The sequence below is a fragment of the Pseudidiomarina sp. PP-1MA genome (assembly GCF_041200125.1).
Taxonomy (GTDB): domain Bacteria; phylum Pseudomonadota; class Gammaproteobacteria; order Enterobacterales; family Alteromonadaceae; genus Pseudidiomarina; species Pseudidiomarina fusca.
The window spans coordinates 2,597,967-2,624,236 of sequence record NZ_CP165718.1; the positions used below are offsets into that span (position 1 = coordinate 2,597,967).

The window sequence follows — 26,270 nt, forward strand, 5'->3', positions numbered from 1 at the left end:
CGCCGTTCTACGCGACTATAGGGTGGTACTTTGCTGCAGTTTTTGCTGCCAACTGGCAAGCGACTCAGGGTAACCAAAGAGGTAACCTTGGAATTTGCGACAGCCTAAGCTGCGAAGGTGTTGTAACTGAGTTTCGGTTTCGACACCTTCAGCAATCACCGATAAATTTAAATTACGAGCCAAGCCAATAATAGTAGCTGTTATCACGTCATCATTGTTATCGATAAGCATATCGCGCACAAAAGACTGGTCTATTTTTAACTGATATAAAGGTAGGCGCTTCAAATAGGCGAGCGACGCATAACCAGTACCAAAATCATCAAGACTAAAACGTACGCCTAAACTGCCAAGCTTACACATTCGCTTCACGGTAACTTCCACGTCGTCAATCAGCATCCCCTCCGTAATTTCTAGCTCCAATAAGCCTGCTGGCACCTCAGCGGAGCGAATACACTGCTCTATTTGTTCAACAAAACCACCATGCTTAAACTGTCGCGGACTTATGTTCACGGCAATAGGAATGTGCTTGAGCTGATCGATACATTGCCAGTCCTGTAACGTTTGACAGGCTTGTTCAATCACCCAGTGTCCCAACTCAATAATCAGCCCACTAGATTCAGCAATCGGAATAAATTCTGCTGGTGATATAACACCTAGGTTAGGGTCTGTCCAGCGTAACAATAGCTCCGCCGCAACGACTTGCCGCTGGTCATTCACCTGAGGTTGCAGATAAGCCTCCAGCGCTTGGTTCTTGATGGCTTGCCGTAGCGCAGCCTCAATGGTCATGCGGCGACTAATCTGCGCCTGCATTTTCGGGTCAAAGAAGCTAATGGATCCACCTCCCATCGCCTTGGCTTCGGCAATCGCTAAATCGGCGTTTCGTAGCAAGCCGCCAACATCGTCGACGCTATCCGAAAACATGGTGACCCCAAGACAAGCATTTGTTGTATGCGTATGGTCGGCTAATTGATACGGCTGGCTAAGTAATTCTAAAACACGGTTAGCCCAATGGCGTACGGCAACAACTGCCTGTTGAGGATCTTTATCAAGGGTCTCTAAAATCACCACGAAATCGTCTGAACCAAGTCTTGCCGCGGTATCTGCCTCACCTAAACATTGTCGAATACGTGCGGCCACTTGCTGTAACACTTGATCGCCGGCATGATGTCCGAGTGTTTCATTGATAATGGTGAAATGAGTTAAATCAATTGCCACCAAGGCTCCTTCATAGCCCGTCTTACTAGCGCTCGCCACCGCATGCTCAAGATTTTGTAATAGTAATTTTCGGTTGGCCAAGCCCGTCACGCTGTCAAAAAACTCCAATTGATTCAGGGTTTCTTTGAAGGCTAAGTGCTCTGAAATATCCGTAGAGATACCACACAGCGCATACACCTTATGCTGGGCATCGAATAGCGGGATCTTGACCGATAAGAATTGCCGTATTTCACCACTGGCAGTCACATTGAATTCTTCACTAGAAACTCGCTGGCCTTGCTCAATCACCTTTAAGTCATTGCTACGTAGATTGGCATAGGTTTCTTGATCAAAAAAATCTCGATCCGTTCTCCCAATAATGGCCTCGGCTGTGGTGTTCAAATAATCACACACGCGCTTATTGGCATATTGATACTTAAGCTGTTTATCTTTGATATAGATATAGGCTTCAACGGAATCTAAAATGGCACTGAGCTTTAACTCACTATGGCGCAGCTGTTGTGTCTTTTGCTTTACTCGCTGGCGCATCCATAGCGCCAGGGCAAGTGTAAGTAGGACGATAGTAACCAGTGACCACACCAGCACGTAAGGGAAAACACCCGCCTGTTGCGGAGTCCGCCACCGTTGTAAAATCTGATAGTAGGGTGAATCACTGTCATTACGCCAAGTTTGTACATAATCATTAATCACAAGCAACTGTGACTGCATGGCGGGAGCCGCGGCTACGACGTAGAGACGGGTGGGTTGAAACATGACAGGCGTTGGCTCTAAGTGCAGCTCGTGGGCTTTTAAATCACCGTACAAGTGATTGGCCGCCACCACATCTGCGGCACCACTAACCACCGCGGCAAAACCGGCATCAAACGATTGCACTGGCACAAACTCAATGGTTAAACCAAAGTTGGTGGCAATATCTTGGAGGTAACTTTGCTGAACCGAATTTTCTAGAACTGCAATTTTCACCCCATCAAGGTCAAGTAAACTACTGATTTTTAAACTTCGTTGCCCGTACAGTTGCGACCATGAATGCAAAATCGGGGTCTGGTGAAAGAAAAATCGCTGGTCGCGTTCATGATTTAAAGCAACATCCGGCATTAAATCAATTCGACCTTGCTCTAACCATTGTAAGCACTGATTCCACTCACAACTCACCGCTTCTATTTGCCAACCTTCTCGATGTGCAATCTCAGTAACTAAATCACCAAATATTCCTGATATTTGCTGATCTTGCAGCTGCACTTTAGGTGGGTTATGGTACACCCCAATACGCACCACAGGCGCCGCCGCAATGCTGGTGAAGGAGATGCCACAAAGGCTCACAGCTAGCCAGGCAGCAATAAGCAATTTAGTTTGTCGCAATCATCAACCCCACCCAATAGTTTTTACTTAACAACCAATGAATTACAGATGAATTCAGTTGCTGCTTTAAGCCTTAACTATAGTTGATGAAAATGCTTTTTGCTGCAATGCTGGAAAAATTATAAACGAGTTTGTTAACGCTCATCACTTAGTAAACGATTCGCCCATGTCACATAACACTGTTGCAATAAATCAGGCCCAGCAACCGCTCGATCATCTCGATTCAGTTTGGCTGTTCGGCTATGGCTCACTTATTTATAAAGCTGACTTTAGCTATTTGCAACGACGCCCAGCGCGCATCCATGGCTGGCAGCGGCGGTTTTGGCAAGGCTCTCACGATCATCGAGGCACTCCAACAGCTCCAGGCCGGGTTGCCACACTCGTTCAAGCCGAAAATGCGCAGTGTAGCGGTATGGCGTACCAAGTTACGCCAGCAGTTTTTGAGCATTTAGACCATCGTGAAAAAAATGGCTACTTACGCTTCTTCACTGAATTTGAATGGTTAGACGGTAGCGGCACGGTAAACGGATTAGTCTATGTTGCAGGACCTGATAATGAGGCTTATTTAGGCCCCGCTAGTGAGCAGGAAATAGCTCGGCATATTGCACAGTCAGCAGGGCCTAGTGGCCCCAATGACGAATATTTACTGTTATTGGCACAAGCCTTGAGAGATCTTGATGACCATGACTCTCATGTGTTTGCGATTGAGCGCGAATTACTCGCACTGCGACAGCGTCATTCTACTTAGTTATGATGACTTTTGTGATGGTTTTTCAGAAATATAAATGGTGATGGTACCTTCTATCACTACCTGACCATCAGCTCGCAACCCGCGTACGCAAATAGCACTATCGCCTGCTTGCCAACTATCAGCAGAGCATTCGGCAATAATGCGGATATCACTATCGGCTTTGGCGGTATATTGCACCGTCATGCCTTTAGGAATCCACCTTAGGTGTTTGGGTATAGAGGCTTCAGCTAGTGCCCCCATTGCCATTTCTAGACCATTACACAAAGCAATCGCATGCACAGTACCAATGTGGTTTTGCACTGCCTTACGTTTTTTGAACCTTAACTCACAATAATTAGGTTTGAGCTCGGTGATGGTTGGTTTTATGGTGGCAAAGTAAGGTGCTTTGCGCGCAAACATCCGCGAGAAAATCGTGCGACCAAAAGGGTACTTTAGACACTGATGGTATAGTTTCAGTAAATAGTTATCAGACATGCGCAGGTTCCGTTCTTGTTACCTTTATTCTTATCAGGGTACGACGAGCTAACTGTTGTCATTACGCCATACTTGCCAGCGCCTTTCTAAAGCGGGCTAGAGCGATCATAAAGAAGGCTAATCCTATCACAATGAGGGCCACTAATTGCGGCCAAATATGAGCAAACCCAGCCCCACGAAATAAAATAGCTTGGCCTAATTCAATAAAATGGGTGGTTGGCGCCGCACTCATGATCCAGCTAATCACTTGCGGCATACTCTCGCGCGGGGTCATGCCACCAGAAAGGATCTGCATCGGTAAAATAACTAGAATCAGCAACAACCCAAACTGCGGCATTGTACGCGCAAACGAGGCCAGGAAGATACCTAGTGAGGTTGTAGCAAACAAATGAAAAGCCATAGCGATAATAAACCAACCGACTGAACCCGCTAAAGGTATCTGTAACGCTCCTTCAACCACCACGAGTAGCGATAAACTAGCTGCCACCAACACAATCAATGCCATTGACCAAACTTTGGCAGCCATGATCTCGAACGGAGTAATCGGCATCACTAGCAAATGCTCAACGGTTCCATGTTCACGTTCACGTAAGAGCGCAGCTCCGGTCAGAATAATAGACAACATGGTGATCTGAGAAATCACCTCATTGATGGCAGAAAACCAGCTGCCATTGAGTTCCGGGTTAAATCGCGAACGCATGCTTAACTGCACTGGAACTTGAGTATCCGTTTGTGCAAAGTCTTGCAGTTCTTGTTGAATCATGGCCTGAATGTAGCCGTTACCGGTAAAAGCTTGGCTCATTCGAGTGGCATCTACTAAGACTTGAAGAGCCGGTTGGTTACCCGCTAAGACATCACGCTGAAAGCCACTAGGTATGTGTACGATGAAGGTAAAACGTCCTTCGTCCATGAGCCGATCGGCTTGGTGACTATCAACCGCCTCTGGTGGCATGAAATAGGGTTCATCAAACACCTGGACAATGCGGCTAGAAAGCTGTGATCGATCATCATCTATCACACCAATCGGCGTATTGTGTAGTGTTTCTGGCATAGCTGAAGCTGCGGTATAAACCGATAAGGTAAAGGCCATGACAATAATCAGCAATAGAATGGGGTCTCTGGCTATGGCGCGTAATTCTTTCAATCCCAAATACAGGATATTCTTCATTTGCATGTTAGCGCTCCTGCTTATTCAGTAACCACACACCGATGCCCAATAAAATCGGAATACTAACGGCTAATGGCCACAGTGCCGAGCCGGCGTCCGCTAAACTTAATCCTTTTGAGAAGACCCCGCGGGTGACAATAATATGATAGGTGGTTGGAAACACCTCGCCTAACCAGCGCGCGCCGCCCTCCAGTGAGGGCACTGGGGTAATTAAACCCGAAAATTGTGCAGCAGGTAAAATCGTGGCTAAGGTGGTGCCAAATAGCGCAGCTATCTGACTTTTTACAAAAGCCGACATGATCAAGCCAAATGTGGTGGCAATAATCACATACAGTAACGAAGCCAGCGTCAGAGCGGTCAAACTCCCGGTAATAGGCACATCAAATAAATAAACAGCCAGCACCATCAAAATAACGAAATTAAGCATGCCAATAGCGACATAGGGCAGTTGCTTACCTAACAAAAATTCGAGCTTGGTGGTTGGCGTCACATAAAAATTTAGCATCGAGCCCAACTCTTTTTCTCGCACCACCGCCAGCGACGTCAAAATAGCCGGAAACATCAGTAACAGCAGTGGAATCACCGCTGGCATCATGGCTGGTAGACTTTTCACATCAGGGTTATAACGAAATCGTGACTCAATCTGAGCTAAGCCTTGCAACCCATCTAAACCCTGCAAACGTGCCTGCTCTTGTAACCAATGCGCATGAATACCCTGCACGTAACCTTGCACATTTTCACCTCGCATCGGCAGCGAGCCGTCTATCCAAGCACCTATTTCAACCCCTTGCCCACGATGCAAATCACGCGCAAATCCAGCTGGTATTTCTAGCGCCAAACTTAACTCACCACTACGCATACGGGCATCTAACTCTGTGTAACTGCTCAGAGGAGGACGCTCATCGAAATACCTACTACCACTTAAACTAGCTACATAGTCACGACTCAAACTAGTTTGGTCTTGATCTAACACCGCAAAAGATAAATCTTCGATATCCATGTTAAGGCCATAACCCAATACCGCCATGAGAATGACGCTGCCTAACGTGGCCATAACTAACCGGATGGGGTCTCGAATCAACTCGATACTCTCGCGCCTCAAATAGCTCCAGAGACGCTGCCAACTAAATCTTAATGACTGTTTTGCCGTGTTACTAGTTGGCCTAGTTGATACCTCTAATTCTGCAGCTTGCGACTGTTCCGTAGCACCGGTAGTACGCTGCTGCGCGGCGATAGCATCTTGCAAGTAAGCCACAAAGGCATCATCTAACGAATCAGCCTGTTTACTGGCGGTAATTGCTGCCGGAGTATCGCTCACTAAGACTTCACCTGCATGCATCAAAGAAATTCGGTCGCAGCGCTCGGCCTCATTCATAAAATGGGTGGAAATAAAAATAGTCACTTGCTGCTCGCGGGCTAATTGCATCATGATGCGCCAGAAAATATCGCGCGCAATGGGATCTACGCCCGAGGTCGGCTCATCTAAGATCAAGAGCTCGGGCTGATGAATCATAGCCACGGCTAAACTTAAGCGCTGGCGCTCACCCAATGGCAAGCTATCAGGCAACTCATCAAGTACTTCACCTAACGCAAACTGTTCAGCCATGGTGTTAATACGTGCATTTAATTCAGCACCCTGCAACCCAAATAGGCGTCCATGTAAGGCTAAGTTTTGCGTTACTGTCAGCTCACCAAACAACGAAAACTGTTGGGTCATATAGCCCACACGCTTTCGCATAGCCACCGAGCTTTTTTCAGCTGGGGCACCAAATAAAAAGGCCTCTCCTGCACTGGCTTGTAGTAAGCCGGTAAGCATCTTCATGGTGGTGGTTTTGCCACAACCGTTCGAACCTAAAAAACCGAAGATCTCACCCTTATAGACGGTTAGATTAACGTCTTTTACCGCCGTGAAATCACCAAATTTCATGGTCAAATGACGCGCTTCAATAGCCACGGTAGCAGCGCTGTCATGCTCTCGTGGCGTCAACACGAATGGTTGATAATCGGCGTGATCCGGCAGCAACCTTACAAAGGCTTGCTCTAAGTGTTCAGATTGGGTTTGTTGCAATAATTCAGCGGGACTACATTGGGTTAAAATACGGCCATCATGCATAGCAATCAGCCAATCAAAGACCGCGGCTTCCTCCATGTAAGCAGTAGCAACAACCACAGTCATCGCCGGCTGTTGTGCTTTAATGCGCGCGATAAGTTGCCAGAATTGTCGCCGCGACAAGGGATCAATTCCGGTGGTGGGTTCGTCTAAAATGAGGCAATCAGGATCATGAATCAGCGCGCAACAAAGTCCTAGCTTTTGTTTCATGCCGCCGGATAATTTTGCCGCTGGACGATCGGCGAAAGCGGCCAACCCAGTCGCTTGCAACAGCTGCATGATACGTGGTTTACGGATATGTTTGCTTAAGCCAAATAAATCAGCAAAGAATTCTACATTCTCATAGACAGACAAAGTTGGGTAAAGATTTTTACCTAAACCTTGCGGCATATACGCAATCCGATGATACAAACGCGCCCGCGCACGGCTCGACCGAACATCTTCTTGCAACACCGTAAGCTGACCTTGCTGTAACTTTCTCGCGCCAGTAATTAAAGACAGCAACGTTGATTTACCCACCCCATCAGGGCCAATCAAGCCTACCGTCACCCCTGCAGGAATGGCAAGCTCAATATCCGTAAGTATCTGCGTAGCACCATAACAGTGACAAACCGCAGCGGCTTGAATCACTGCCGTTGTGTTCATCATCACTCGCCCGTTGCTTGCGGTGCCGCTAACTGTAATCGCGCGGGCCACGGCTGAGAGCTATCGGTGCGAACATAGGCCACCCCTGGTAGACCGGTTTTTACTTGGTCGATGTAGCGCTCAAGCAGTGCAGGCGACACCTGAGCCCGTACCCGAAACATCAGTTTTTCGCGCTCCAATGCAGTTTCTACCGTTTTCGGGGTGAATTGTGCTTCGTCTGAAATAAATGAAATAGTAGCGGGAATCACATAATTGGGGGCAGCATCGAGCAGAATACGAGCTTCACTCCCAATCGCCAACTTACCGACCACGGCAGTGGGCAAAAAGAAAGTCATATAGACCTCTTTTAAATCCAGCAAATTAAGCACTCGACCACCAGCGCCCACAACTTCGCCTTCGCGGGCGACAATAAATTGCACTCGCCCTGCTCGTGGTGCTAGTAACAAGCTATCATCTAACTCAACTTGAATACGCTCGACCGTCGCTTGCATTGCTTGAACGGCAGCTTCGGCACCAGCGACATGAGTTTGCGCAGCCGTGATGGCTGACTCTGCGGCAGCAACTTGCGCCTTGGTAGCAGCAATAGCGGCTTCAGCCCCAACCAAGGCCGCCTTAGCATTATCTAAATCTTGCGCCGACATGGAGCCTTGTTGGGCCAACTGCTGGGTTCGTTGATAACGCGCTTGTGCCAACTCCAATTCCGCCACCCGCTGAGCCAATACCGCTTGCGCGGCAACTTGCTCCGACTCGCGTAAAGTAACCTCACTTTGAGCGGCAACGACTTGGCTCTGGCTTTGTCGCAGTTGCGCTTGGGCTTGGTGCAACTGCGCCTGAAGCGAGGCGGTATCCATCAACGCCAGCTCGTCTCCAGCCGCCACCATTTGGCCCTCTTGCACCTTAATAGCCGCAATTCGGCCTGGCGTTTTTGCTGCTACATTAATTTCAACGGCCTCGATGCGTCCATTACCACTCGCGATATGTTCAGGTGGCGCCGATACCAACGACTGTACGTAGGTAAAACCGAACCAGCCAATAGCGGCGATTATTACCAAGCGCAACAGCCATTTAGTCGAGGTCTTCATGTCTCATCCTTTTAAATATTTAACAACAAAAACCCTATTCCAATGCGGTTTTGGCGGTGGTTGTAATCCAATAAGGTTTCACCGTAACCGGAGAAGAATTGAATGTAAAAACGTAACCCGTCGGGCTTACTTGAGTTAAGTGGGTGGGTAAAGTCAACTTGCCACGACCCTTTATCCCAAGATAACTCTCGAGTAACCCGAGTAACGCTATAGGTGCTTAACGAGTCCCGCCATAACAAGCGGTTCTCAAAGTTTCCACGGTAGCGGATAAGGTCTGGATTATCATCGTCATCACCGGTTTCATTCACTCGTTGCTTCCAGGTGGTTTCCCACGATAAATCACCGTACTCAATCATTCCACCAAAGTGAAAGTAATTCCAACTGCGCGAATCCGGTTTCGTTTGTCCATTAGACTCGTGTGCAAAACCTACTTTAGCAAAGCGGATGCGCGCCTTACCCGGCAACACATCAAGGTTTTCTGGAATAGGCACAACAGCAAACACATCAGGGTTGTAATCCGTGCTGCGGAAGGGAGATGAATTATCACCATCCCACACCTGCCATAGCGAGGTCTGTGTATAAGACACCCACAAATCAGCGCCCGGTAAAATCACGTCTTCAAGTAGCTTCGTACGCAATGAGATCTGGATCTTAGCTTCATTCGGCTTGTAGCTATCTAAGGTGCTAGCGGGACCTCGAGTAGGAGACACAGGTTGCTCATTAATATCCGAGCTATGAATCACGGGCAGAATAAAATTTGGCTCGTAAGTACGTAGCTGAAAAATCCCTCGCTTTTGCTCTTCGCTAAGCTCCCAATAAGTGCCAATAACATCCGTCACCGCAAACGCAGGATCTTTGTCTTGTTGTTGCTCTGAGCTGTTATCAACATCCTGTGCTAGCGTTGCAGACGTAAATAATCCTGCGATGACCGCCGTTATAGTAACTTTCATTAGGGGTGTTAATGGTGACCAACACATGCTTTATCTCCGTTATGATTCAATCGTCATGATGTCACTAAATAGCGGTCAACCAGCTCGGGTCCAAGCAACTTAGAAGGGGTATAATAACCACCTTCTGGCGCTTGCATTAAAACCTGTTGCGCTACATCCAGCGCACCTAAGCTGGTCAGCTTATAGCCATTCATCACGGTTAATTTCAATTCTACCCGCTCGCCTGCACGATTCGTCGCTTCACCCCAAACATAGGTGTGCGCTTGCTCTAATTGCTGCTGATCTGGGCCTGCGGGTTGCGCATCTATTTTCTTCGCTAACCAGTTTTTAACCCAATTAAATCGCAATAGCCAACGCCATCGATTCAGTCTTTTTAATCTTTTAACTAGGTTAGGTGACGCGGGTATGAATACCTCAACGTTACCAATACCGGTGCTGTAAAAAGCGGTCGCTACATCGCCCCAAGGAATCGTCATGGCGAATTTAGAACCACCACCAAAATCTATGTCGCGTGTTTTATAAGCCAGCGGAACCGTCTTTATCTCGCCTTGCTGGCGAATCGCACCACCTTCACCTAAACGCCGGACACTTGTCTTTGCGGTACCACGACTCATTCGTGAAGCCGAATCAAACCCCAAAGTTAAATGAGTTGCATCAGGTAATTGCTGCTGCAACCGTGCCGCCAGACAATCGGTCGGAATCACATCAAAGCCAACGCCTGGGCAGAGTACAATCCCTGCAGCTTGCGCCCGTTGATGTTGCTGATGGGCATATTCAAACACAGCCAACTCACCCGTAATATCCAAATAATGAGTACGAGTTGCTAGGCAGGCTTCAATCATAGGTTCGGCGGTGAGCTCAAACGGCCCCGCACAATGCAAGACTAAATCAACTTCGGCCAAGGCCTGGTGCAACGCCGCTTGGTCGGCTAGATCTACCACTCGAACCGGTAATTCTAAGCGCTCACCTAAGGCTTCTATCGCTGCCTGATTACGACCTGCTAAGATAGGCTGCAAGCCGCGCGCGACGGCCTGCTCGGCAATGAGAGTACCGGTGTAGCCGTTAGCTCCATAAATCATCCACTGCATCATAAATCCTTCTTATTATTAGCGAGCATAGTTAATTAAGCTGTTATTTATTGCGCATTTTCGAGATTTTTTCACTGGCATTAAACTGCCGAGCGGCACTGGCTTCTTCAATGGTGACCACGGTTTTTCCAACCGGGGATAACGCTAGGGCCGCCAACTTAATATGTTGAATCGCAAAAGGGATACCAATAATAGTTAAAATAAGAGCCGCGGCCGAAATTAAATGCCCCAGCGCCAGCCACCAACCAAACAGTACAAACCAAACAATATTGCCTAGGCATCCTAATGGCCCTGTTCCTAAATCTTCTCTCAAAGTCAGTTCGTTACGGCTGATAGCTTCTTTACCAAAGGGGAAAAAAGCAAACACCCCAATCACAAAGCAAGAACGCGCCCATGGAATACCAATAATGGTAATAAATGCGATCACACCGGCCAATAACCAGCCTAATCCCATGAGGATCCCACCCAACAAAAACCATAAAATATTACCAATAGTACGCACCCTGTATATCTCCCTTTCTTAACAAACTTTAACCATCTTTTCTTAGTGTAAAGCGCAAAAGCTTTGTAAACCACCTAGAAATACCATCAAGCTCTACTAAGCTTAGTAGCAGTATCAGCTATTTTTTCGTTTATTTGCATTAACTCATCACCTTAATGGAGGTTGATCATGAAAGCACCAACAACAGCAACTCTTGTGATTGTAGCTATGTTAACTACAGGTGGTTTAGCTGCTTGTTCTGAGCAGCAGCAAGAAGAAACTCGCGATAAAGCACGATCGAGTTTAGAACAAGCGACCGAGGCTACTAAGCAAGCAGTCAATGATGCTGCCGACTACGCTAAAGATGCCTCTGAGCGCGCCGGCGACTTTCTAAGTGATAGTGCAATTACCGCTCGGGTTAAAACTGCCTTATTTGAAGCGGACCAATTAAACGCCGGCCAAATCAATGTAGAAACCATTAACGGCCACGTGGTCTTAAGTGGTGTGGTGAAAACCGATGCCGAAGCCGATTTAGCCGAACAATTGGCTGAGGGCATTGAAGGTGTGAAATCGGTAGAAAATGATATTGAGGTAGAGTAGTCCAAACGCCACCGCTTTGCGTTAAACTAACCATTCTCTGCATAACAAGGAGTATGGTATGACCCAATCTTATACACCACCTAAAGTGTGGCAATGGGATCAAGCAAGCGGTGGCAAGTTTGCTAGTATTAATCGCCCTCAGGCCGGCGCCACTCACCAAGCTGAGCTGCCTCGTGGCAAGCATCCTCTACAGCTTTACTCGCTAGCTACCCCCAACGGCGTGAAAGTCACTATTATGCTGGAAGAATTAATTGAGCAGGGCATTCAAGCCGCCGAATACGATGCTCATTTGATTCAAATTCTTGAAGGTGAACAGTTCAGCAGTGGCTTTGTCGAGGTGAATCCAAACTCAAAAATCCCAGCACTTTTAGATACCTCGACCACACCACCCACACGAGTTTTCGAGAGTGGTTCGATTTTATTGTATCTTGCTGAAAAGTTTGATGCTTTCTTACCTAAACAACCCGCTGCACGAACGGAAACGCTTAACTGGTTGTTTTGGCAAATGGCTAGCGCACCTATTCTAGGTGGCGGTTTTGGGCATTTTTATGCCTACGCACCAGAAAAATTTGAATACCCGATTAATCGCTACACGATGGAAGTAAAGCGTCAGCTTGATGTTTTAGATAAGCAATTGGCCTTGCATCCCTATGTGGCGGGCGCTGAATATAGTATCGCCGATATGGCTATTTGGCCTTGGTATGGTGCCTTAGTCACCAACCAAGTTTATGATGCTGCAGAGTTTATAGAAGCTCATACCTATCAACATGTTTTGCGCTGGGCTGAACACATAGCACAACGCCCAGCAGTGCAGCGCGGTCGTATCGTCAACAAAACGTGGGGAGAATTGCATAAGCAGTTGCATGAACGCCACGATGCCAGCGATTTTGAGCTGCGCACGCAAGATAAGCTAACAACCTAACGAGTTGCAGCAAAACGTCGCCCTAGCACAGCTCGAAAAGAAGCCTAGCTAGGGTGACCTGCTTAACCTAACTAAGCCTTTTTAAGGGCGCGCACAATAATCAGCAATACCACCGCTCCAACTGTTGCCACCACAATACTCCAAATGATGCCACCGCCACTAGCAACACCAAGTGCGTTGAACAAAAAGCCGCCAATCATGGCACCAATAATACCTATCACCATATTGCCTAACAGCCCAAAACCGCCTCCTTTGATTAAGGTACCTGCTAGCCAACCGGCAATAATGCCTACCAATAAAAACCATAAAAAGCCCATAGCACGCTCCTTTCTTCTGATTTATCAATAAGTACTGATACTTAAACCTAGCAGTAAATGATAGTTCTTGCATACATAACAGATCTAGGTATAGAATTTATACCTAGAAGTTCTAGGTATAAGCATTTTATTTTACTCATTAGGTTACATATGAACTTATCCAAAGATCTGATGGCAGCATCATCCACCCCTATTGTATTAGGCGTGATTGCTGAAGGTGAAACTTATGGCTATGAAATCGTTAAGCGGGTTGAGCAACTATCTGGCGGCATTCTCACTTGGACTGACGGCATGATGTACCCCTTATTACATCGGTTAGAAAAACAAGGTTATCTGGTAGCCCGATGGCGCTTAGCTGACAGCGGCAGAAAACGTAAATACTACGCTATTACTGATCTTGGCCAACAAGCCATTCTTGAACAGCGCCAACAATGGCAGGTGATCAACAACGCCCTAAACACATTATGGAATAATCCTTATGACTTCCAACCCGCCTGATGACCATCTTGTTCTGACCCAAAATATTGCTGAATGGCGACGCTATTTATTACGCCAATCGGCCATTCAAGAAGAAGATGCGGATGAATTAGAAAGCCATTTACGCGATGAAATCGACGTACTCATCGGTGCCGGTTTAGCTGCCGACGAAGCCTTTTTAGTCGCCACCAAACGGCTTGGTCAAATCGCAGCTATTTCGCATGAATTTGCGGAGGTACATGCGGGCCGATTATGGCGAAATCTTGTCTTTAGCCCTGCTACTAGTTCGGCTTCTCTGCTGACGGTATTGCTGTTAGCGCTGGTAGCAGCCATAGCCATTAAAGCTCCCCTTTTATTTGGGGTATCCATGGCATCTCATGAATGGTTTTTTGCCTATAATATTTCATTGTTTTGCTTGCCCATGTTAGCAGCCTATTGGGTTATTGAACGGCAGCTGGGGCAACGGGGCTGGCTGTTTGTCGGTAGTTGTACCCTGTTTGCGGCTATCTATATGAATGCTATGCCGTGGCAACTTGGTGGTGATACGGCTGTCTTGGCCATGCTGCATTTGCCACTGTTGTTGTGGTTTATGGTAGGTGTCACCTACAGCGGAAACTGGTGGCGTTCGGATGCCAAGCAGATGGATTTTATCCGCTTCTCGGGCGAATACTTTATTTATTTTGTGCTTGTTGCGTTAGGCGGAGCCGTTTTAACAGCATTTACCATAGGTATCTTCTCGTTTATTGACATTGATGTGGAATGGTTCGCCAGTCAATGGATCATTCCTTGTGGAGCTATGGGCGCGGTGGTCATCGTAGGCTATCTAGTTGGCGCAAAACAAGGGGCGATAGAGACGATGGCGCCGGTGCTTGCTCGGATCTTTACTCCTTTGTTTACGCTGCTCTTAAGTGTCTTTTTAATGGTGATGCTCGTCACCGGCAAAGGCTTCAATTTAGAACGAGATGTACTGTTAGGGTTAAATATGATGCTGATTCTGGTACTTGGATTAGTGCTCTACAGTGTCAGTTCAAAAGCGCCTGCACAAAGCCCTAGTCTCTTTGATTATTTGCAATTGCTGCTAGTTGTGACAGCATTGTGTGTTGACCTTCTGGCTCTCTTGGCAATAGGTGGCCGCATTTTAGAGCTCGGTCTGACTCCCAATAGAATCGCCGTTTTAGGGGCAAACTTACTGTTGCTAACTAGTTTAGCCGGCTATGCCTGGTATTACTTCTTGTTTATTCGAGCACGAGCAGGCTTTGTTCAGTTAGAGCAGTGGCAAATTAAACTGATACCCTTTTATGTAGCTTGGGCGGCGGTCGTAGTCTTCTTATTACCACTAGCATTTAGATTTGCTTAATTGCTCAACAATATGGGTCTTGTTGACCTGCTTAGCACAGCCAGTCGTTACTCTAACCGGTAACGACTGACCGTTGCTAACAGTATTAAATACTGGTGTAGCCACCATCAACCAAGTAATAACCACCAGTCATGAAAGATGCCTCAGACGACAATAAAAAGCATACCAACGGAGCAACTTCATCGGCTCGGCCTAAACGCCCTAGCGGGTGCCGGCTCACCAATTGATCGCGTAACTCTTGCGGTAAACTCTCTAATAATGGTGTGTCTATGTAGGCAGGGCCCACACAATTAATGCGTAAGCCTTGTGGGCCGTATTCAGCTGCGGCGTTTTTCGTGAGTCCCACCACCCCATGTTTAGCGGCGGTATAAGCACCATTTCCAAGTGCTGCCACCATGCCATGGATAGATGCCATATTAACAATAGCGCAGTGTTCAGCCCCAGCCTTAAGCATGGCAGGTATTTGATATCTCATGCCATACAGCACACCGTTTAAATTGATATCAATCACCCGCTGCCATTCAGCCAAATCGGTCTCACCCGCTGGCGCTTGAGCACCACCAATACCCGCATTGTTAACGGCATAATGTAATGCACCGTAAGTGGCTTCGGCAAACTTAACCGCTTGCTCTGCAGCTTCGGCTTTTGCTGTGTCTTGCTGAAAAGCAGTAGCATCACCACCGGCTTGCTGAATAGCCTTAGTAACTCGTTCTGCTGCTGCTAGGTTGATATCTGTTAGCACCACCTTCGCGCCTTTACTCGCTAAGCCTTTAGCAATAGCTTCACCTAAGCCTGAACCGGCACCGGTAACCAAAGCAACTTTACCTTGAAATGACGTCGACATACCTACCTCCTAAACCTACTGGGTTTAATGTGAATGGTGGTGATGATGCTCGTGTTCGTGCTCATGCTCGTGGTACTCATTGTCACGGCATAATTCACCAGGAAACTCTAATTCAATGGTTGTATGACTCAATGCGAATGGCATCAGTACCGCATCAATTTGTTGTTTGAATAAGCGCCGCTGCGCTATATCTAAGTCGACAGCTACGACCACGTGTGCAGTTAAAACATGATGCTCACCATCTAACGACCAAAAATGTAAATGATGCACATCCGCTACTTGCTCCAGCTGGCGCAGTTGTTGCTCAACAGAGCTTATCGTATTTTGGTCTGGCGCGGCCTGAAAAAACAGCCGTGCCGTCTGAAATAGGTTACGAACTACATTAACTAAAATAAAAATCGTAAAAGCTACTGATAACAATGGATCGAGAATAGGCCATTCAACAAACATCAATACGACGGCAACAATCAGTACCGCAACCCAACCTAAAACATCTTCTAGTAGGTGCCAATTAATCACGCGTTCATTTAAGGTTTTGCCCGCTGATAACTTATAAGCGGCAAAGCCATTCACCGCTATGCCTAAAATCGCTAAGCCAATCATGCCCTCGGTAACCGGCATTTGCGGATCCCACAGGCGTGGAATCGCTTCAGTGAGCACCCACACAGACCCAGCAATCAGCACCAGCGCATTGATGAAAGCACCCGCCAAGCTGAGCCGACGGTAGCCATAGGTGTATTGCGGATTAGCCTGCTTGCGCCCCAATTTATTGAGTACCCAAGCTAACCCTAAGGCTAAGCTATCACCTAAATCATGTACCGCATCAGCTAAAATCGCAGTACTATTGGTTAATATCCCACCAATAAACTCGATGATAGTAAAACAGAAATTGAGAACGAAGGCCCAGCCTAGCCGTTCGGAAGAAAGATCTTTACTGTGATCATGATGGTGATGGCTCATGGACTACCGTTAGTTATGGATGTTATCCGTTTTAAAACGATAACACATAACACTAAAAAAGTGCCTAGAACAATGGTAGGCCAGGGAATAAAAACAGCCAAACCAAGACAAGCGATTAAGCCCAAAAAAGACACCCATTTAGGCACAAAACGCTGTGCTTGCGGAACCTTAAGCGCAGCTAGATTAGTTAACCCATAATAGACCAAGACCGTAAAAGCACTCAATGTCCATGCAGCTTCAATACCGCCGACGAGAGCAATCAAAGCCATCACGGCAAAGGTTAACCAGGTTGCAGCTGGTGCTGATTTTTGTTGGCTATCGAGACGAGCAAGGCTGCGAGGTAAATCGCCACGGCGGCCCATAGCCAAGACGACCCGCGATACGCCAAGTACTAGATTTAGAATAACGCCACACATGGCTACAATACCGCCTAGCACGATCACTCCATGCCAGGTCGAATGCTCCACTAATTGGGCTATATTAAAGTTACTCTGAGCAAAACTCTCGGCACCACTAACATGCAAAATAGCTAGGCCGACGGCTATGTACAACAGACTAATGATAGCCAACGTGAGCACAATGGCTTTGGGAATAGTCTGGCGTGGGTTTACCACTTCTTCGCCCATAGTAGCAATACGGCCATACCCGGTAAAAGCTACAAACATCAGCGCAGCAGCAAAAAACACACCATTATCGTATTGCTGTAACGATGCTTCGGTAAAAATCAATGGTGGGCTAGGTTCACTGTATGCAGCAACAATAAACACCACTAAACCAATCAGGCTAAGGGTTACGAGAATAGCATTGAGCCCATTGGTACGGCGTACCCCACTGAGTACAAAGCTAGTAAAAAGCAACAATAATCCCGCTGCAATCCCATGAATGGTCCAAGCTGGGGTGTTTACAAGTGTATTGAGATAGCCATGTAAATACCATGCAACAGCAAGTGCTGCGGTAGCGGCTGATGCGCTTTTTGCGAGCACAAATAAGGTGCCCGCAGTTAAGCCTGCGGTAGGATTAAGAAACTTATAGCCATACTCATAAGTGCCTCCACTTACTGGATGTACCGCGGCTAGTTGAGCCGAGCTTAGGCCATTAAATAACGCCGTAAATGCAGCCAGAATAATGGCAACAACTAGATTTGGCCCAGCTAATTCAGCGCTCAAGCCGACACTCACATACGCTCCAGTACCCAAAATTGAGCCAAGCCCGAGAATAATGGCCCCGCCTAACGTCGTTTCACGTACTAACTGTTGTGTCATCGTTTCACTTATCTCATTTGTGATAATCAGCCAACCTAACAGTGCCACATGACGTTTTTATGACAGATGATGCGTTAGCGCTTCAACGTTAACATGTTGGAGAGTTCTTCGCTGCCCTCTTTGCTATTGATGGTAGCTAATGTCCAAATAGCCGCTAGTACCAAGAGCACACCGTGAGTGATCGCACTGTCGAAATTGATATCAAACAGGAAACTTAGCAGCCAGGCCAGTAAATACGTAAAGCCAATTGCCGGTATACTGAGCATTGCAAAAGCTAGCATAACTATTACAAACGCACCCACATGCTGCAGTAATTTTTTAAGCATCAATACTCCAATGATTAAATGATTAACTTATACGTTTTTGTGTCCACCTAACCTCCCCCAAGTAAGGAGCGACAAGGTTCATGGGGGACCTATACATAACGCAGAGCGCACCGGTGACCTTGACGTAGCGAAGCGGAGACAAGGGCGTCCGAGTGCCGTGTTTGGTTAAATTGCTATCGTTCACCCTCAAGACCATGCCACACTCGGAGAATAATGATGGCACTGGCATGAACTGAATATCGAACGACGTATTTTCCGAAAACCATATCTCGAACAGAGTCAGGCACCGGTGCCATTTCAACTGGTGCGCCCATTTTGGGGAAGTCTGGAAGTAATTCGACTTTGCCAACCAGTTCGTCGGCAATCCTGACTGCCGACGACGGGCTGTGCACCGCAATGAACTCCCTGAGGCGTTTCAAATCATCAATGGCTTCGTCCGTGTAAACCAGCTTCACTTACCTGACCTCGGCGCATCTTGCTCGTTTTCGGTTCCCCAGCTATTAAGCCAACTGTGGACCTCGCTGGCATCAACAACCTTGCCTTGGGCAGCAGACTCCATTGCCTCTAACGTTTGTTTCCACCGCTCTTGCTCAAGCTGCTGCTTTTCTATGTATTCCGACAATGCCTGGTTAATTACCCAGCCTTTGCTACGGTGTAGCCTGCTGGCGATTGCTTCCAGATGCTGTTCAACTTCTGCTTGAAGGCGAACTGTGGTGACGCTCATGACTATGCCCCTCATACCTAGTGACTACAACGTATTACAGCATAGTCTGCGAGGTTAGGCAAAAAATTTTACGCTGAAATAAGCGGCGGCCCAACAGGGGCGTCCGGTGGAGGCCGCAGGCCGGAACGAACTTAATTGACTGGTTAACTGGCGCTGCCACCGTAGAAAGACCTTAGCACCTGATGACGGTGCTTGAAGATGAACCGGTAAACAGGCCCCAGAACGTATGCCAGCAGGGGCAACCTACACTGGAACTCGACCGTATCGGTGACTCGGCATGATGCCTCGCTTCTATCGATCTCCCGCCGATGGTGCCACAGCTTATTGGTTAAAGAGCTCGACGCCTCCGCAAAACCCCGTTGGCGATCAATGGATTGAAAGAAGAACGTGTGCCGATCGATGGGAAGGATACCGAAAAGGAGTATCGAGCTAGAAAAGAGCACCTTACCCGTAGGCCATTCAAAGATTGGCTTGCTTGACCACTCTGAGGGAGCCGTCATACGGATGATGGGACTCAGCTCCCTATTCACGCCCTTCATGGTGAGGAGCCCATCGACATCTTCGGGACTGATTTTGAGATTGCTCGATACTTCAAATTTCACTGAGGTCTTCCGTGACAGTTAACGCTTTGCTAAGGGGCAATTGACTGTTGGCTAAACTTGCGCGAAGCGCCAAGCCAACTGTTAATTGTCCCAGTGAGTTTACGAACGAACTTTAGCAACTTGTTATACATATTTTTGCACTATTGCCTTTAATTCGTCTTTTTCAGCTTCACTAGCAAATGAATTTGCCGGAATTATTAATGCCAACAGTTTATCTACAAAGATGTATAGGTCACCTTTATGCTCTTCAATTGCTTCTATTGCCTCCCACTTGTAGAAGCAACTACCAAGATGGTTGGTTTCATTGATGCCATCAGATTGAAGTTCTATGGTTTTTTCACCAATCATTACGCCATTTTCATTTGGAACTGAGAGTTTTTTGAATTTATTGATGTTGTACAGAAACGCAATAAGAAAAATCGAAAATGGAACTGCTATGATTAACGCAGATTGCCAATGAAAATCAGAAAAGCTAATCGACTTAATTTGAAAAACAGCCATAAAAGTTGCAGTCAAAACAAACCAAATAATCATATTCTTAAGAAAACCAGAGCTTTTTTGATTTTTAGGATTGCAAAGTCTTTTTACCGCAAATTGAGAGTAATCCAAGTAATCTTGCTTTGTAATAGTTACAGATTTAATCATCGGTCGTGAATATCCATATATGTATAACGCCGCCACCAGCGGCAAAAATTTGATGGCGCTTTTGTTGCGCCGTTTGCAAAAAAAGTGACAGCGATTTTTTGTCCGGCTTGTGTGGCCTTGTTATTCATAGGTTGCCCACTGCTGCTTTATTCCTACCCTTTGCTTGTGCTCAGGGTTGTTTTTTATAAATGCTGAGACATCAGATTTACTTCTAGGTAGCGCAGGATCACTGTGAGAACCGCTACCGACAAAACGAAATCCAGCTTCCCAGAGACTCTTTGCAGCAGCCCAAGCAGAAGAATCTGCTTTCGAGGGCACTGCAAAATTACGGCCCATAAATGCCATGCCATGCGATGGGCGCAGTTTGGGCACATATGGACGATATCTGAATCAGGCTGGTGAGCTGAACCAGACGATGTGTCTTCAGTTGCTTGACGCTTAAACGCAACTTTGCAATCAAAGCAAGCAAACTTGTGTAGGAACTCAGTCATAATGCATAACGCTTGCAACAGCGGCAAATTCGAGCGATTTGGCCGTAGTTTAGCCAGCGAGGATTTGTCCCTGCCTGGTTGCACTTGTTAGGGTTGTTGGCTTGCAACTTTATACCCCAACACCTTAATACGTTTGATCGTTTCATATACAGATTTATGTGATGCCCCAGCGTCCGAAGAAATGTTTACGGTTACAGTTTCACAGCTCTTACTTAGGTTTGAGACAATATCTTGCAGTAGATCGTCAGAATAGCGCTCTGAGCCAAGCATCACATCATTATTTTTAGTTATGGAAATCCAGACATGGCCTTCTTTTACTGAGCTTGAACAAGACGAATACACTATTTCCTGTGAACATGCGCTTACAAATAGCATCAATGAGATTAAGCAAAGATATCTAAAATTAAACACCATCTTCTTTGTAACCCTAACGCCCGCCACAAACGCGAGCAACGTGTTGCGAGTCGAGTGCCCAAAGGGCGCGTTTTTGATGGCGCTTGTTAGTTGCCATTCTTTACTTTTGTACCAAGAGTTGCATACCAGCATCCAGCAAATGCACAGATGGAATAAAGTGATGTGCGAATAAAGTATGACCTCGGGTTGTCATCAAGTGTGTAAATATTGCCTCTTCTAAGAACCTGTTCACTTTGAATTGCTTCAATGAGATTGCCGAGATAGTAGTAGGCAAGAATGCCTGCAAGCAATCTAATGATTATTGAAGCGAATACAGGTACTTCAATTAAGACTAATCCCATCCTTTTCTTCACGTCCTATCCCTCAGAATGAATCTAGCAACTAACGCTTCAATATGGGGCGCGCGCTGTTTGCGCGTCCCAGCCCAACGTGTTGGGCGAACATAATTGACTTGTTAGGTTGCGGTCTACAACCCTGAGTAGACAACTTCAACTTCATGATTTAAATACCTTTGCTCTTGGTCTGTATACACGTAAATTATTACTGAACAATCATAAAGGACGTGAACCATACAGTTATCATTATTACTTTTAAGCGAGCCCTGAAATCGCCCTAGATCACTATCGAAATGATATCCAATATCAAGCTTAATAAGTGATCTATTTATCTTTTCTAGCGAATCTCCAGCCTGAAGTAACTTACTCAAATCTCTGTCTAATTCAGAGGCTGTGACACCTCCAATGTTCTTTTGGCAATAAGCTAATAAAAAAACTACTGGAATCAAAAGAATAAGAAATTTCTTCATAGCAACCTAACGCTCGCAGCACAGGCCGAAACCCGCGCAGCGGTTGAGGTCCAGGCCACGCAGTGGCCGTTTGTGACTGCGCTTGTTAGGAGTCAAGGCTGTCACCATGCTGAAAATATATGATTTTATCGTTGGTTAAATAATTTGTTGCCCAAGTGGGTGAGTTAATCGATGCAACAGAGCCGTCTTTTGCAACCTTTGTTTTAGAGCGAGCAAATACATCGAATTTATGAATATCAGGTAAAGAAACTAGCTCTTCGTAGAGTACTATCGCTGTATAACTTTTAGCCTGTAGTTCATAGTGTTTAGCAATACCAGATGGTATCAAAAAGAACTCTTCGTCCTCATCCCAGTCAATAGCCTCGACATCCTTAAGATAAATTGTTCCGTCTTTATCTTCCGTATACTCAGCAAAACCTACAGAAAAAGATTTAAATTCTTCATTCATCTCAAAAGCTCTTTTGAGGTCTTCAAGTATATCATGGACTTTCAATTTGACTCCTAACGCTTTGCTAATTGGCTGCCGCAGCGTAGCGTAGGCAGTCCAGTGGAGGCCACGCTTTTTGTGGCCGGAACGAAATTAAGCAACTTGTTAGATTCGAAGCTTATTAATTTCTACCATGTTTTTCGTTAAGCGCCCTTGGGTATTAGGGCGGTCTATAAAAACAAACGTGTAGAATGTATCATGCTGGCCTGAATAAACTAATTTCCCTGTCAGAGTTACATTTTTCGGCTGTTTCACTGGAAGCATATCAAGTATAAAAGTACCTGTAGCACCATCCTTCTCGAATTTTTTCGTTAGCTCGGGAGCCATACCGATAACTCGGTCACTTACTACTGCTACAGCTGCTTCGTCAAATCCTTCTTCGGCTGTTACATTTGGAATTTCTACACCGCCAAAGTTTGAATCAAAGTAGTGATAAATTTTTAGCCAGCGCTCTTTTGCTGCATTATAGTCTTCACCCTCGTAAGCCCAGACTTGAATAAAATCCAAATTGTCTGAAGAAAATACGAATGAAATATTAGCCTTTTCTCCAAGGAACTTTCCATTACTCGTTTCGAGCCCTCCCGTTACATTTACATGTTTGTAAGGGCCGTATTCACTAAATGAAACGACAGAATCCCTAGATACGCCTAGCTGCCATGGTAATTCGTTAAATAAGATCTCTGGAAAACCAGAATTGTTTCTGGTTGTTTGGCAACCAACTAATAAAAGCAACATTAAAGGTATAAACTTAAATTTATTCATAATCTACTCTGTAAATCTAACGCAAAGCACACGGGTGACGACCGCGCAGCGGTTGGCATCCCAGCGGCCGCAGGCCGCGAGTGCTACGCCTTGTTATACGTGCTTTAGCTAAAATATCATTTAGCCACATAGTGACAGCCCCATTTTCGCGCCGAGGCTAGTGCAAACCCAAAACTGACTATTGAAAATACGGCTTGGTAATACATATGTTTTTCTGGCTGAAAAAGTACGGCATTTGCTATAGACACAAGAAAACCGAACGCTGATACAAACCATAAAAACTTAATAGCCTGATCATAATGCCCATTCGATACGATACCACTATGCTGCTGAAAGCTTAAAACGAACGAAGTCAGCTTGTAAGTTAACCATACAAAGAATATTGACATTATTGATATGAAAATTGCACCTGACACTTCGTGGAATAGTACGCCCCAAATTAGAGCGATTGAAGACCAGACAACCGGAAATAGAAATCCAATATTATCGGTTTTAACCAAGTAATTTGGCTTAATTGAAAGTTGCTTCAACTCAGTACTCCGAAAACGTATAACGCTTTGCTAATTGGCTGCCGCAGCGCAGCGTAGGCAGTCCAGTGGAGGCCACGTTTTTTTGTGGCCGGAACGAAATTAAGCAATTTGTTATATAGCCTTGCGTAACCAAAGCAGGTGCAAAACTATATGAATTAGTAAAAATAAAGCTGGGCATAAAAACAAATAAACCTCAAACCAGCCACTACCAAGTTTAAACATTTCACCGTCGAATTTAACACCTGACCAATAGGTAAATCCCAGAGCCAAGAAGCCTAAAATAAGAAATACCAACCGTGTCTTATGATTAAGCTTTAAACCCCAACTTACCGAAGTTAAAGCAATATAGCCAGCAATCCCAAATAGTGAAGTCAAAATCCATTTAAGGCTAAATGTAATAGGTAAATCAAAAATGCTACCTACCGCGCCAATTAAAGCGAAGCATGCGAGTACAACCAGCAAAGTTGATGGCACCCAGGCAAGGACAGTTGTTAACCCAATTAGTAGATTTCTCATAAGTTTCTTAGGCTATATAACGCCCAAATTTAGCGCGGAAAGCCGCGCAGCGGGTTGACGTCGCAGCCAGCGCTTTTTGCTGGCGATAAAATTTGCTTGTTAGGTAAGCTTTTAAATACGCTCAATTTTTTCAACTACTCGTATTTTGGGCTCACCTCGGCAAATCACTTCTAAACATTCATCGCCGGTAACTAGCAAATAAGACCATTCGTTATCATTACCCATGAAAAATGACAACGGGCTTTCTTTGTGCCAACCGTGTCCCTTAATCTTGAAGGTATTCACCTTAGGTGGGTTGCTACTCCATACATCTGTGAGCCCATGTTCATCAAGACATCTATATGCATTTACTATCCCAAAGGATATCTCGTAAAGCATTTCTGATTCCAAATGAAATACTCGAGCAATCAAATCGACATTCTCAAGTTTGTCGTTACCTTTGATTTCATACTTGGTGCCATCAGCCTTTTCTAGCGTCCAGGTTTTCGTACCCCAAGAAAGGTCGACTAGAAATATTGTCCCTTGTTCAAACAGGGTAGACCAAGTTTCAAACTGCATCTGATTACCTAACGCCTGCAGCAACGGCCGCAATGGAGCAGCAAAGCTGCGGAATGGAGGTCCAGCCCCGAAGGGGCGATGTTGCCTGCACTTGTTACACGTTGCGGACTATTTAAAAACACCGTTATCTCCTGCCTGCGCAAAGATATTGCCAAACCTAAGCTCTTGCTCTGTGAGCTGATATGGCAGGAGCACTACAACAGAGTAACCAGACTCATGATCTAGAGCGATTGCTATAGCGTCTGACTTTTCGCCGGTTTCTGGTAACGGGACACGGACATCATAGACTAAGGCGGTGGCTTTATATTCCCCTGACTGTGCTGCTGAGATGAAGGCCTGCTGAAGCATTGAGATAACTTCAGATGATGGAGGGTGCTCATCACCATCGTAAGCTGCAACACTAACTATTTCTCCGGATGGCGTCATTGCACCTCCGTAGGGGAAGAACTCACCATGCTGGGCTAGCAGCTGCTCTGCCAATGGCAATACGGCATCCATGAGTTGTTGTGATTCGGCTTTCCCTTGCTCCATGCTGCCTCCAAAGCAAAATGTTGAAAATAATAGGATTAATGTAGCGATGCTTAATTTCATAGTGACGTGTAACGCCGCCAGCAGCGGCCGAAAAACCGCGCCAGCGGATTTGAGGTCCAGCCCACGCAGTGGGCGTTGCTGACTGGCTTTGTTATAGCCACGTCTAACCGAGGACCTTGTTTATTTGTTTGACGATACTAATGCGGGCATTTTTACTTTTAAAGACTGTTGGCACATGCAAAAGAAACTTAGCCCATCTATATTTTTCGGTTTTTCGTTCGTTTGATGCAATGTAATCACGAAGATCGATAGCAGACTCACGATTAAATGCCCAAAGTATTTCACCTTTGTAACCGATGGAATAATAAGCATCTTCCGGCCACTGAAGAATATAAGGTTTTCTTGTATCGCAGTGGCTACAGGAAAACGCACCAAGATCAAGTCCATGATTTCTCATTAAATATTTTGAATGAGCCCAATTCTCGGGAGAATACCCCTCTGGTAATTGAGTGATAGCGTCGGTGGAACCACCATGCAAATTAGCGAAGTAAATTGCACCGTGCCACTTATGACCACAGCTATCGGTAAATACTGCATACTCAAAGACGTCGCTTTGCTCGAAAAAAGATAAATCTTTCTTTTGCGCTATTTTGACAACCTCGGCAAACTCGAAGACGCAATGCCCGCCACAAGCAGGACACTTAATGTCAACTTTGTGCGGCATTGGGTTCCAGTCGTAAGTACCGGTCATCTCGGTTCCTTTAAGCTATAACGCTTTAAACAGCGGAAAACGCGAGCGTAGCGAGCGGTTTTCCGT

General features: G+C 46.1%; 28 protein-coding genes. 5 read left to right on the forward strand and 23 right to left on the reverse strand.

What is annotated here, in order from left to right:
* Positions 1–15: 15 nt before the first annotated feature.
* Positions 16–2,574, reverse strand: a complete 2,559-nt coding sequence (locus tag AB8S08_RS12235) for an EAL domain-containing protein (protein ID WP_369742913.1) — start codon at positions 2,572–2,574, stop codon at positions 16–18.
* A 166-nt stretch (positions 2,575–2,740) separates the two neighbouring features.
* Between AB8S08_RS12235 and AB8S08_RS12240 the strand changes: the two genes are divergently transcribed.
* Positions 2,741–3,322 (forward strand): gamma-glutamylcyclotransferase, encoded by a 582-nt coding sequence (locus AB8S08_RS12240; RefSeq protein ID WP_369742914.1) that lies wholly within the window; start codon positions 2,741–2,743, stop codon positions 3,320–3,322.
* Here AB8S08_RS12240 and AB8S08_RS12245 read toward each other — a convergent pair whose 3' ends face one another.
* The 7 genes from AB8S08_RS12245 to AB8S08_RS12275 form a co-directional block, all read right to left on the reverse strand.
* Positions 3,323–3,799 (reverse strand): hotdog fold domain-containing protein, encoded by a 477-nt coding sequence (locus tag AB8S08_RS12245; RefSeq protein WP_369742915.1) that lies wholly within the window; start codon positions 3,797–3,799, stop codon positions 3,323–3,325.
* Positions 3,800–3,860: 61 nt separating this feature from the next.
* The gene (locus AB8S08_RS12250) at positions 3,861–4,973 is read right to left on the reverse strand and encodes an ABC transporter permease (RefSeq protein ID WP_369742917.1); all 1,113 of its coding nucleotides are present in this window, start codon (positions 4,971–4,973) and stop codon (positions 3,861–3,863) included.
* Between the two features lies 1 nt (position 4,974).
* On the reverse strand, positions 4,975–7,725 hold the full coding sequence (rbbA, locus tag AB8S08_RS12255; RefSeq protein ID WP_369742918.1) for a ribosome-associated ATPase/putative transporter RbbA: 2,751 nt from the start codon (positions 7,723–7,725) through the stop codon (positions 4,975–4,977).
* The gene (locus AB8S08_RS12260; RefSeq protein WP_369742919.1) at positions 7,725–8,804 is read right to left on the reverse strand and encodes an HlyD family secretion protein; all 1,080 of its coding nucleotides are present in this window, start codon (positions 8,802–8,804) and stop codon (positions 7,725–7,727) included. Before AB8S08_RS12260 ends, rbbA begins: the two co-directional genes overlap by 1 nt.
* 11 nt (positions 8,805–8,815) lie before the next feature.
* Positions 8,816–9,781 (reverse strand): phospholipase A, encoded by a 966-nt coding sequence (locus tag AB8S08_RS12265; RefSeq protein ID WP_369742920.1) that lies wholly within the window; start codon positions 9,779–9,781, stop codon positions 8,816–8,818.
* Between the two features lie 26 nt (positions 9,782–9,807).
* The gene (locus AB8S08_RS12270) at positions 9,808–10,845 is read right to left on the reverse strand and encodes a trans-acting enoyl reductase family protein (protein WP_369742921.1); all 1,038 of its coding nucleotides are present in this window, start codon (positions 10,843–10,845) and stop codon (positions 9,808–9,810) included.
* Positions 10,846–10,885: 40 nt separating this feature from the next.
* Positions 10,886–11,344 carry a YccF domain-containing protein gene (locus AB8S08_RS12275; protein ID WP_110076818.1) on the reverse strand — a complete coding sequence of 153 codons (459 nt, stop codon included), beginning with the start codon at positions 11,342–11,344 and terminating at the stop codon, positions 10,886–10,888.
* A 168-nt stretch (positions 11,345–11,512) separates the two neighbouring features.
* On the opposite strand from AB8S08_RS12275, the gene AB8S08_RS12280 reads away from it, so the two are divergent.
* Positions 11,513–11,923, forward strand: a complete 411-nt coding sequence (locus AB8S08_RS12280) for a BON domain-containing protein (protein WP_110076819.1) — start codon at positions 11,513–11,515, stop codon at positions 11,921–11,923.
* Between the two features lie 58 nt (positions 11,924–11,981).
* Positions 11,982–12,845, forward strand: coding sequence for a glutathione-dependent disulfide-bond oxidoreductase (yghU, locus tag AB8S08_RS12285; RefSeq protein ID WP_313932584.1), 864 nt, complete (start codon positions 11,982–11,984; stop codon positions 12,843–12,845).
* A 71-nt stretch (positions 12,846–12,916) separates the two neighbouring features.
* On the opposite strand, the gene AB8S08_RS12290 is transcribed toward yghU, so the two are convergent.
* Positions 12,917–13,162 (reverse strand): GlsB/YeaQ/YmgE family stress response membrane protein, encoded by a 246-nt coding sequence (locus tag AB8S08_RS12290; RefSeq protein ID WP_153827169.1) that lies wholly within the window; start codon positions 13,160–13,162, stop codon positions 12,917–12,919.
* 150 nt (positions 13,163–13,312) lie between these two features.
* Between AB8S08_RS12290 and AB8S08_RS12295 the strand changes: the two genes are divergently transcribed.
* Both AB8S08_RS12295 and AB8S08_RS12300 read left to right on the forward strand, forming a co-directional pair.
* Positions 13,313–13,660 carry a PadR family transcriptional regulator gene (locus AB8S08_RS12295; RefSeq protein WP_369742922.1) on the forward strand — a complete coding sequence of 116 codons (348 nt, stop codon included), beginning with the start codon at positions 13,313–13,315 and terminating at the stop codon, positions 13,658–13,660.
* The gene (locus AB8S08_RS12300) at positions 13,641–14,996 is read left to right on the forward strand and encodes a permease prefix domain 1-containing protein (RefSeq protein ID WP_369742923.1); all 1,356 of its coding nucleotides are present in this window, start codon (positions 13,641–13,643) and stop codon (positions 14,994–14,996) included. Before AB8S08_RS12295 ends, AB8S08_RS12300 begins: the two co-directional genes overlap by 20 nt.
* Positions 14,997–15,081: 85 nt before the next feature.
* On the opposite strand, the gene AB8S08_RS12305 is transcribed toward AB8S08_RS12300, so the two are convergent.
* From AB8S08_RS12305 to AB8S08_RS12370, 14 genes are all read right to left on the reverse strand, one after another.
* Positions 15,082–15,840, reverse strand: a complete 759-nt coding sequence (locus tag AB8S08_RS12305; protein WP_369742924.1) for an SDR family NAD(P)-dependent oxidoreductase — start codon at positions 15,838–15,840, stop codon at positions 15,082–15,084.
* Between the two features lie 24 nt (positions 15,841–15,864).
* On the reverse strand, positions 15,865–16,800 hold the full coding sequence (locus tag AB8S08_RS12310; protein WP_369742925.1) for a cation diffusion facilitator family transporter: 936 nt from the start codon (positions 16,798–16,800) through the stop codon (positions 15,865–15,867).
* Positions 16,797–18,062 carry an APC family permease gene (locus tag AB8S08_RS12315; protein ID WP_369742926.1) on the reverse strand — a complete coding sequence of 422 codons (1,266 nt, stop codon included), beginning with the start codon at positions 18,060–18,062 and terminating at the stop codon, positions 16,797–16,799. The genes AB8S08_RS12310 and AB8S08_RS12315 overlap by 4 nt, the downstream gene beginning before the upstream one ends.
* Before the next feature lie 74 nt (positions 18,063–18,136).
* The gene (locus AB8S08_RS12320) at positions 18,137–18,388 is read right to left on the reverse strand and encodes a hypothetical protein (protein WP_313932587.1); all 252 of its coding nucleotides are present in this window, start codon (positions 18,386–18,388) and stop codon (positions 18,137–18,139) included.
* 173 nt (positions 18,389–18,561) lie between these two features.
* A complete protein-coding gene (locus tag AB8S08_RS12325; protein ID WP_369742927.1) occupies positions 18,562–18,843 on the reverse strand; it encodes a type II toxin-antitoxin system RelE/ParE family toxin in 282 nt (93 codons plus the stop codon).
* Positions 18,840–19,112: a CopG family ribbon-helix-helix protein gene (locus AB8S08_RS12330; RefSeq protein ID WP_054640921.1), complete on the reverse strand. Its 273-nt coding sequence runs from the start codon at positions 19,110–19,112 to the stop codon at positions 18,840–18,842. Before AB8S08_RS12330 ends, AB8S08_RS12325 begins: the two co-directional genes overlap by 4 nt.
* Positions 19,113–19,837: 725 nt before the next feature.
* A complete protein-coding gene (locus AB8S08_RS12335) occupies positions 19,838–20,359 on the reverse strand; it encodes a YcxB family protein (protein ID WP_369742928.1) in 522 nt (173 codons plus the stop codon).
* A 1,795-nt stretch (positions 20,360–22,154) separates the two neighbouring features.
* Positions 22,155–22,517 carry a hypothetical protein gene (locus AB8S08_RS12340; protein WP_146204115.1) on the reverse strand — a complete coding sequence of 121 codons (363 nt, stop codon included), beginning with the start codon at positions 22,515–22,517 and terminating at the stop codon, positions 22,155–22,157.
* A gap of 144 nt (positions 22,518–22,661) precedes the next feature.
* Positions 22,662–23,318: a hypothetical protein gene (locus AB8S08_RS12345; RefSeq protein ID WP_110077101.1), complete on the reverse strand. Its 657-nt coding sequence runs from the start codon at positions 23,316–23,318 to the stop codon at positions 22,662–22,664.
* Positions 23,319–23,434: 116 nt separating this feature from the next.
* Positions 23,435–23,848 (reverse strand): hypothetical protein, encoded by a 414-nt coding sequence (locus AB8S08_RS12350; protein WP_110077099.1) that lies wholly within the window; start codon positions 23,846–23,848, stop codon positions 23,435–23,437.
* Positions 23,849–23,959: 111 nt separating this feature from the next.
* Positions 23,960–24,364, reverse strand: a complete 405-nt coding sequence (locus AB8S08_RS12355) for a hypothetical protein (protein ID WP_008983325.1) — start codon at positions 24,362–24,364, stop codon at positions 23,960–23,962.
* A 111-nt stretch (positions 24,365–24,475) separates the two neighbouring features.
* Positions 24,476–24,922 carry a hypothetical protein gene (locus AB8S08_RS12360; RefSeq protein ID WP_369742929.1) on the reverse strand — a complete coding sequence of 149 codons (447 nt, stop codon included), beginning with the start codon at positions 24,920–24,922 and terminating at the stop codon, positions 24,476–24,478.
* A gap of 108 nt (positions 24,923–25,030) precedes the next feature.
* On the reverse strand, positions 25,031–25,453 hold the full coding sequence (locus tag AB8S08_RS12365; protein WP_369742930.1) for a hypothetical protein: 423 nt from the start codon (positions 25,451–25,453) through the stop codon (positions 25,031–25,033).
* 163 nt (positions 25,454–25,616) lie between these two features.
* Positions 25,617–26,204 carry a hypothetical protein gene (locus AB8S08_RS12370; RefSeq protein WP_313933456.1) on the reverse strand — a complete coding sequence of 196 codons (588 nt, stop codon included), beginning with the start codon at positions 26,202–26,204 and terminating at the stop codon, positions 25,617–25,619.
* Positions 26,205–26,270: the final 66 nt, after the last annotated feature.